The organism is Vibrio sp. 970, from assembly GCF_033339075.1.
The window spans coordinates 1-537 of record NZ_JAWOTW010000735.1; the positions used below are offsets into that span (position 1 = coordinate 1).

Annotated in this window: 2 pseudogenes; one reads left to right on the forward strand and one right to left on the reverse strand. The window is 44.9% G+C overall.

The features are described from left to right. Nucleotides 1-235: pseudogene (locus R7Q11_RS28900) on the forward strand (LysR family transcriptional regulator); the annotation flags it as partial. On the opposite strand, the pseudogene R7Q11_RS28905 reads toward R7Q11_RS28900, so the two are convergent. After that, nucleotides 232-537, reverse strand: a pseudogene (locus R7Q11_RS28905) (phosphotransferase); the annotation flags it as partial. The pseudogenes R7Q11_RS28900 and R7Q11_RS28905 overlap by 4 nt on opposite strands.

Genomic DNA, 537 nt, shown 5'->3' on the forward strand with positions numbered 1-537 from the left:
TGCGTCGCCAAAAGTGGAAATAGAACACCCAGCGATGATCCACAAAATCATCCTTCAAACCGATCATTTCGGTATCACGATGAGTGACCATGTCCCGCAGGGATGCAGAAGTATCGCACTACCGAACCGCTTAGAATTGAATGTCAGCTACGTGATGAGTTGTCGGCGTTCACAGCAACACGCACCATTAAATCTATGGTTATTTGATAAGATTAAACACGTGATTGCAAACTAACGTTCTTTTAGTATGCCCAAAGTAATCGCTTGGTGATGTTGACGCAGATAATCGATATCTTGCAAATACGCGATGTGATGTCCCTCTTCCAAATTGGCTTGAAATCTCTCATCCCTGCTGCTTGCCATAAATCTCATGTAATCAACCAAAGCCGTGAGCCTTAACGTCATCACATCCACCAGATTTTCTCGCTCTAATTTCGAGCAGCCATACGCGTCGCAGAACAGCTTGGCGCGTTCAATTTGCTGTTCCAAGTTGCCCATTCGGTCATTTTCATCCGTTTTAAAAGGAGCCCAACCGTA